This window comes from Arthrobacter sp. A2-55, from assembly GCF_025548615.1.
In the GTDB taxonomy this organism is placed as follows: domain Bacteria; phylum Actinomycetota; class Actinomycetes; order Actinomycetales; family Micrococcaceae; genus Specibacter; species Specibacter silviterrae.
Window position 1 is genome coordinate 45337 of sequence record NZ_JAJLOZ010000027.1, and the last position, 7216, is coordinate 52552.

At 68.5% G+C, this 7216-nt stretch carries 6 protein-coding genes; 5 read left to right on the forward strand and 1 reads right to left on the reverse strand.

The features are described 5' to 3' along the window. Positions 1-211: 211 nt before the first annotated feature. Entirely contained in the window at positions 212-1234 is a 1023-nt protein-coding gene (fbaA, locus tag LPN03_RS09530) for a class II fructose-bisphosphate aldolase (RefSeq protein ID WP_165180349.1), read from the forward strand. Further along, on the forward strand, positions 1234-1659 hold the full coding sequence (locus tag LPN03_RS09535; RefSeq protein WP_165180348.1) for a DUF3151 domain-containing protein: 426 nt from the start codon (positions 1234-1236) through the stop codon (positions 1657-1659). Before fbaA ends, LPN03_RS09535 begins: the two co-directional genes overlap by 1 nt. A gap of 81 nt (positions 1660-1740) precedes the next feature. Here the strand turns inward: LPN03_RS09535 and LPN03_RS09540 are convergent, their stop codons facing one another. Next, on the reverse strand, positions 1741-2496 hold the full coding sequence (locus tag LPN03_RS09540; protein WP_165180347.1) for a DUF2249 domain-containing protein: 756 nt from the start codon (positions 2494-2496) through the stop codon (positions 1741-1743). A 64-nt stretch (positions 2497-2560) separates the two neighbouring features. Here LPN03_RS09540 and LPN03_RS09545 point away from each other — a divergent pair, with 64 nt between their 5' ends. The 3 genes from LPN03_RS09545 to LPN03_RS09555 all read left to right on the forward strand — a co-directional run. After that, on the forward strand, positions 2561-3289 hold the full coding sequence (locus LPN03_RS09545; protein WP_165180346.1) for a helix-turn-helix domain-containing protein: 729 nt from the start codon (positions 2561-2563) through the stop codon (positions 3287-3289). Then, positions 3286-4482 (forward strand): hypothetical protein, encoded by a 1197-nt coding sequence (locus tag LPN03_RS09550; RefSeq protein ID WP_262454064.1) that lies wholly within the window; start codon positions 3286-3288, stop codon positions 4480-4482. The genes LPN03_RS09545 and LPN03_RS09550 overlap by 4 nt, the downstream gene beginning before the upstream one ends. Then, positions 4479-7216, forward strand: a 2738-nt coding sequence (locus LPN03_RS09555; protein ID WP_262454065.1) for a multicopper oxidase domain-containing protein, incomplete at its 3' end; no start/stop codon positions are given. The genes LPN03_RS09550 and LPN03_RS09555, both read left to right, overlap by 4 nt.

Genomic DNA, 7216 nt, shown 5'->3' on the forward strand with positions numbered 1-7216 from the left:
AAGCACCATGAAGCACGACGCCGGGCCCCGGCTTGGGTGCCCGGGCCCGGCGTCGCGCTGTGCACGTTGCGCTGTGCGCTGACAGTCCGCCTGCTGGAAGCCGCTTCATCTTCTTCGACACCGCGGCGCCAATCGCTAAGATGGGCAATAGCCATACGAGGGCGGCGAAATTGCCCGCCACTTTGTACCGTTACGCCCCAAGGAGCTCTTAATGCCCATCGCAACACCGGACAAATATGCCGAAATGATTGACCGCGCCAAGGCCGGCGGATTCGCCTACCCAGCCGTCAACGTCACGTCCTCGCAGACGCTCAATGCGGCACTTCAGGGCTTCGCCGACGCCGGCACCGACGGCATCATCCAGGTCTCCACAGGCGGTGGCGCCTACTGGTCCGGCGCCAGCGTCAAGGACATGGTTGCAGGCTCCCTCGGCTTTGCCGCGTTCGCCCGCGAAGTGGCCAAGAACTACCCCGTCAACGTGGCCCTGCACACCGACCACTGCCCCAAGGACAAGCTGGACGGCTTTGTGCTGCCCCTGCTGGCGGCGTCGGAGGCCGAGGTCAAGGCCGGCCGCGACCCGATCTTCAACTCCCACATGTGGGACGGCTCCGCCGAGACCCTCGAGGAAAACCTGCGCATCGGCCGCGAACTGCTGGCCCGCACCTCCGCCGCCCACATCATCCTGGAAGTGGAGATCGGCGCTGTTGGCGGCGAGGAGGACGGCGTGGAGAACGCCATCAACGACAAGCTGTACTCCACGGTTGCCGACGGCCTGGCCACGGTTGAGGCCCTGGGTTCCGGCGAAAACGGCCGCTACATCACTGCGCTGACGTTCGGCAATGTGCATGGCGTTTACAAGCCCGGCAACGTCAAGCTGCGCCCGGAGATCCTCAAGGACATCCAGGAGCAGGTTGGCGCCAAGCTGGGCAAGGCCAACCCCTTTGACCTGGTCTTCCACGGCGGTTCCGGCTCCTCCGCACAGGAAATCGCCGACGCCGTCTCCTACGGTGTCATCAAGATGAACATCGACACCGACACCCAGTACGCGTTCACCCGCCCCGTGGTGGACCACTTCATGAAGAACTACGACGGCGTCCTGAAGGTCGACGGCCACGTGGGCGTCAAGAAGGCCTACGACCCCCGCGTGTGGGGCGCCCTGGCTGAAAAGGGACTTGCCGACCGTGTGGTGGAAGCTGCCCAGCAGCTGGGCTCCGCCGGCAAGACCAACGCCTAGTGAGCGAGGAATTCCGCCGGAACCTCCTCGGCCCGGAGCCCACGCTGCTCCCGGCCGAGGAGGACGTTGACGCACGGCTGGCCGCCGGCGATGAGGCGGTGGACCTGGCCGCCAAGCACCCGACGTCGTCGCTGCTCTGGGCCATTTTGGCGGACGAGGCGTATGCGGAGGGCCGGACCATTGAGTCCTATGCCTACGCGCGCACCGGCTACCACCGCGGCCTGGACGCCTTGCGCCGCAACGGCTGGCGTGGCACAGGCCCCGTCCCGTGGTCGCATGAAGGCAACCGTGGCTTCCTGCGCGCCCTTTATGCGCTGGGCCGGGCCGCCGGTGCCATCGGTGAATCCGACGAGGCAGCCCGCATTTCCACGTTCCTGAACGACTCCGATCCGTTGGCGTCAGCCGCGATCGAAGCCGCCCTCTAACAACTGTGAGTCAGAAACTGCACGGAATTCGCCAAAATACGGCCCATTCGATGCGGTTTCTGACTCACAGTTGGGGGAGGGTCAGTTGCGGACCATGCTCAGCTTCCAGGTCTCCGGGCCGTCCTCCACGTAGCTGACGGTGAACTTGCCCGCGGAGCGCTGCTCCAGCTGGGCCAGCAGCGGCAGCGGGTTGTGGTTGGCCACCAGCAGGATGCCCTTGCCGGCCGACAGCCCCTCGAGGGCGCCGAAAATGGTGGCGTGGCGGATGGCGTGCGGGATGACGCGCGTGTCGAGCTCGGACAGGCCGGGCTCGTCGTGGCCGCCGCAGGCGCAACCGCCCTTGGCAGGAGCCGCGGCAGCCGCGTCAACCGTGCGCTGGGGCAATATGCCGGTCAGCTTCAGTGCCGGGTTCTGCGCCAGGGCCGGGACGATAAGCTCCGTGGCGTGGTCCAGGAAGGCAGCGGCGGCCTCCTGCAGGCGGGCCCCGGCGTACAGCACTTTCACCGGCGCCTCCTCGACCTCAAGGCTCTTGGTGGCGTCAACCAGGCGTGCACTGTGGCCAGCGGCCACGGCCGCCAGCACCTTTTCAGCACTGTTTGCGCTCCCTGCGAGGGCGGCGGCAAAGGCTGCGGCCACGGGAAGCAGTTCCTGCTCGGCAAAGTCCACCAGCTTGGTCTGGTCGGCTCCGGCCAGCTCGCCGCCGGGTTGGCCGGCGACGGCGGAGAGCAGGTTGAGCGCCAGCGTCCCCAGCGTTCCGCCGGCCTCCGCGAGACGGGTCTTGGCGGCTTCGAGCGCCTCTGCCTCCGTGGACGAGGACGCAAGAACAAGATTATTCACAATGGCAACCTATCGTGTGGCAATTGAATGGAGATTGTGCGTTTATATTACTACAATTAATTCCGTGGAAAATAATATGTCGGAACAGCCGCTGCGCGGACCAAGGCCGGGCGGCACGGAGCCCGTCGCCCCGATTTCCAAGGCCCGTGCAGCGGTGCTGGAGCGCCTGCGCGCCGCCGAAGGGACACTGAGCGTCGAGTCCCTGGCGGAACAGAGCGGCCAGCATGCCAACACTGTCCGGGAGCACCTGGACGCGCTCGTGGACTCCGGCTTTGCCACCAGAACCGCGGCGGCGCGCGCCGGACGCGGCCGGCCCGCCTCGCTTTATGCGGCCGCCATGCCGGAAACTAGGCCGGCGGGCTACGCGGCGCTGGCCGCTGCCCTGGCCCGGCACATTGCCGCGACCAGCAGCGATCCCGCCGCAGCCGGGGACCTCGCGGGCAGGCAGTGGGCCCATGTCATGAGCGAGTCCCTGGCGGCCCCGCCGGCAGCCGTCGGTGCAGCCGGGCCCTCGAAGCGGGCACAGCTGAAGGTCCGGCGCCGTGTGGCGGATGAACTGCGCGACGCCGGATTTGGCATCGACGGAAACGCGGACGCCACCGACTTCAGGCTGACCACGTGCCCCATCGTGGCGGCCGCCCGGGAAAACCCGGACGTGGTCTGTGCCGTCCATCTGGGGCTGGTCAAGGGCCTGCTGGAAGGCAGCGGCATTCCCGAGGACGGTGTGGAGCTGGTGCCATTCGCCGGCCCGGGCGTGTGTACGCTGCACCTGCCTTTGGTTTCCGCCCCGTGACGGGTGTCAACAGGCCAGCTGTCAACAAGCCGGGCGCAAATAAGCCGGGCGCCGATGCGACAGGCTCCAAGCCGCTGACCAAGGCGGCCAGGGAGCGTCGGAACAAGGCGTTTTTGCGCAAGCCGGCCTTCAGGATGCTGTTCCTGCTCCCGGCGGGCGCGGCCCTGCTGGTGGGCCTGAATGCCGGCCTGCAGCTTCTGGGCGCGGACGCCCCCGTCAAGCTGGACAGGTTTCCGGAAATCCACGGCATGCTGCTGGCCCTGAGCTTTGTGGGCACCGTCATCGCGTTGGAGCGCACGGTGGCCCTGGGCAAGGCGGCCGGCTACGCCTCGCCGGCCCTGCTGGGCATTTCCGGCCTCCTCATGATCTCCCCGCTCCCGTTGTGGATTGGCAAGGCCGTTCTGCTGGCCGGCACCATCGCCATGGTGCTGGTCTACCTGCCGCTGTGGCGGCGCCAGCGGGACAACGTGGTGCTGATCCAGATCATGGGCGGGATCACCGCGGTGGGCGCCGCGGCCCTCTGGCTGCGGATTCCCAGTGTTTCGGTGCTGCTGCCGTTCCTCATCAGTTTTGTGGTGCTCACCATTGCAGGGGAGCGCCTGGAACTGGCCCGCATCGGCATCTCCAGCCCGCGCGCCGAACCGGTCCTGACCCTCCTGGCCTTCGCCATGACGGCGGCCACGGCGGCCACGCTGCTGTGGCCCGCCGTCGGCTACCCGCTCTTCGGGCTGTCGCTGCTGGCGATGGTGGCCTGGCTGGTGGGTTACGACGCCGCCCGGAAAACCATCCGCTCCGACGGCCTGCCGCGCTACATTGCCGCGTGCCTCCTGGCCGGATACGGCTGGCTGGCGATTGCCGGCGTCGTGCTTGCCCTGCATGCCACCACGCTGACGGGCGCCTCCTATGATGTGGTGGTGCACGCGGTGTTCCTCGGCTTCACCATTTCCATGATCATGGCCCACGCGCCCGTCATCCTGCCCGCCGTGCTGCGCAAGCCGCTGCCGTACACGGAATTGTTTTGGGTGCCGGCCGTCCTGCTGCACGGCTCGCTGCTGGTGCGGCTGGGCCTGGGCGACGCGGCCGGCGTGCACGGCGCCTGGGTTGCCGGCGGCGTGTTCAACGTCATCTCCCTCCTGCTCTTTGCCGTCATGGCCGTCTGGCAGGCCACCCATCCACCGAAAGTCGCAGTGTGAACATCAACCTGACCCCTCCGGGCGCGAATGGCGGCATCGGTGAAAACGGCGCGAATGGTTCCAGCGGCGGGGGAGGCACCATGCGCCCCGGCGCCCGACCGCCCGCTCCCGGCCCCATGAACCGGGCGGGCTGGCACCTGCGCGCCAACGCCCCCGCCGTGTTTTGGCTCGTGGCGCTTGTCGTGGTGGTGCTTTTCCACCGCAGCATCCCGGCGTCGGCGTGGCTCATGGTGCACCTGCTGCTGCTTGGCGCGGTGACCAACTCCATCCTGGTGTGGAGCTGGCACTTTGCCCAGGCGCTGCTGCGCGGCCCCAACCCGAGCTCCCGCGGTATGGTGCTGCGGCTGGTGCTGCTCAATGTGGGCGTGCTCTCCGTGGTGGTGTCCATGGTGGCAAACATCTGGCTCCTGACGCTGATGGGCAGCATCCTGGTGGGCGCCGTGGTGGCCGCGCACGCCGTGGTGCTGGGGCTGCGCGCACACAAGGCCCTGCCCTCCCGCTTTGGCGCCTCGGTCTGGTACTACGTGGCGGCCTGCCTCCTGCTGCCCGTGGGTGCCGGCGTGGGTGCGGCCCTGGCCGCCGGGCTGGAAGGGGAGGCCCACGCCCGGCTGCTGCTGGTGCACATGGCGGTGAATGTGCTGGGCTTTGTGGGGCTGACGGTGCTGGGCACGCTCACCACGCTGCTGCCCACCATGCTGCACACCCGCGTGGCAGACGGCGCCGAGTCCGTGGCCCGGCACGGTGCCTGGCCACTGCTGGCCGGCGTCCTCATGGCTGCCGCCGGTGCCGCCGCCGGCGTGATGTTCCTGTGCACCGCGGGCCTGCTGGTGTACCTGGGCGGCGTGGTGTACATCTGCATCCCCCTCGTGAAGGTCGTCAGGTCGAAGGTGCCCGTCACTTTTGCCCCGCTGTCGGCGCTCGCGGCCCTCGCCTGGCTGGCGGTCTCCCTCGTCTGGCTGGCCATGCTGACCCTCACCTCCGGCGGTTGGGAGGGGCTCCACGGCGGGCTGGAGGTGGTGGGGCCGGTGCTGGCCGCCGGTTTTGCAGCCCAGGTGCTGCTGGCCGCGCTGAGCTACCTGGCGCCCGTGGTGCTGGGCGGCGGCCCGGCCGCAATGCGGGGGCGGGTGGCGGCCCTGGACAAGGCAGGGCTGTTCCGCGTGGTGCTGACCAACGTCTCGCTGCTGGTCTCGCTGCTTCCCCTGCCCAGCCTGGTCCGCGTGGGCACTAGCTTCCTGGTGCTGGCCGGGCTGGCCTGGTTCCTGCCGCTGCTGGGCCTGGCGCTGCTGCGCAAGCCCGCCGCTGCCGGGGAAGGCACGACGCCGGCTGCCCGCCCGGGTGCCGCAGCTGCCAGTTCCGCAGCCGCCGGTTCCGCGGCTGCCGGTGCCCCGTTTGACCCGGCCCCGGGGCGGCGGTGGGGCATGGCAGCGGCCGGGCTGGCCGTCGTCGTGCTTGTTATTGTGGCAGGCATTGTGTCGGATCCGTCTGCGCTGCCGGGCCTGAACCAGGCCGGCGCACAGGCGGGCGTGGTGGCCACCGGACAGACCACCACGGTGGAGATGACCATGAAGAACATGCGCTTCCACCCGGACAAGGTGGAGGTGCCCGCCGGCAACAAGCTGGTGATCAAGCTGGTTAACCAGGATTCCATGGTGCATGACCTTGTCACGGCCGACGGCGCCGAATCCGGGCGGCTGTATCCGGGGGAGAAGGCCACCGTGGACGCCGGCGTGGTCGGTGCCTCGATGGACGGCTGGTGCAGCATTGCCGGGCACAGGCAGCAGGGGATGGTGTTCACGATTGTGGCGACGGGCGCGCCGCTTGCGGCACCGTCAGCCTCCCCAGGCATGGGCGGGATGCCCGGCATGAACCACGGCACGACGGCGGCCACCGGGCCCAGCGCCGCCGCCCAGCTGGACTTCATGAAGGAACCGGCCGCCGGCTTCACGGCGCACAACCCCGTGCTGCCGCCCCTGCCCGCCGGCACCGTGCATGAGATTGCCATGAAGGTGACAGAACAGCAGCAGGACGTGGCCGTGGGCGTGAAGCAGACGCTGTGGACGTTCAACGGCACGGCGCCCGGCCCCACCCTGCGCGGAAAAATTGGCGACAAGTTCAAGATCACGCTCACCAACGACGGCTCCCTGGGCCACTCGATCGACTTCCACGCCGGAGCGCTGGCACCCGACCAGCCCATGCGCACCATCAACCCGGGCGAAACGTTGACGTACACCTTTACGGCCACGAAGGCGGGGATCTGGATGTACCACTGCAGCACCATGCCCATGAGCCTGCACATCGCCAACGGCATGTTTGGCGCCGTGGTGATTGATCCGCCAAACCTGCCCGTGGTGGACAAGGAGTACGTGCTCATCCAGTCGGAGCTGTACCTGGGCCCGCAGGGCGGCATTGCCGACCTGGCCAAGATCCAGGCCGACAAGCCGGACGCCGTCGTGTTCAACGGCTTCGCCAACCAGTACGATTTCCGCCCCCTGGCGGCCAAGGTGGGCGAAAAGGTGCGGGTCTGGGTGCTCGACGCCGGACCCAACCGGGCCACGTCCTTCCATGTGGTGGGCGGCCAGTTCACCAAGGTGTGGAGCGAGGGTCGCTACCTGCTGGACGGCTCGGACCCCACGGCCGCCTCCCAGGCCATGGCACTGGCGCCGGCGCAGGGCGGTTTTGTCGAATTGACGTTCCCGCAGGCCGGCAACTACCCCTTCGTCTCCCACTACATGGT

Bases quoted from the DNA above. Each gene is read 5' to 3' on its own strand.
- fbaA (WP_165180349.1), top strand. From the start codon at position 212: ATGCCCATCGCAACACCGGACAAATATGCCGAAATGATTGACCGCGCC.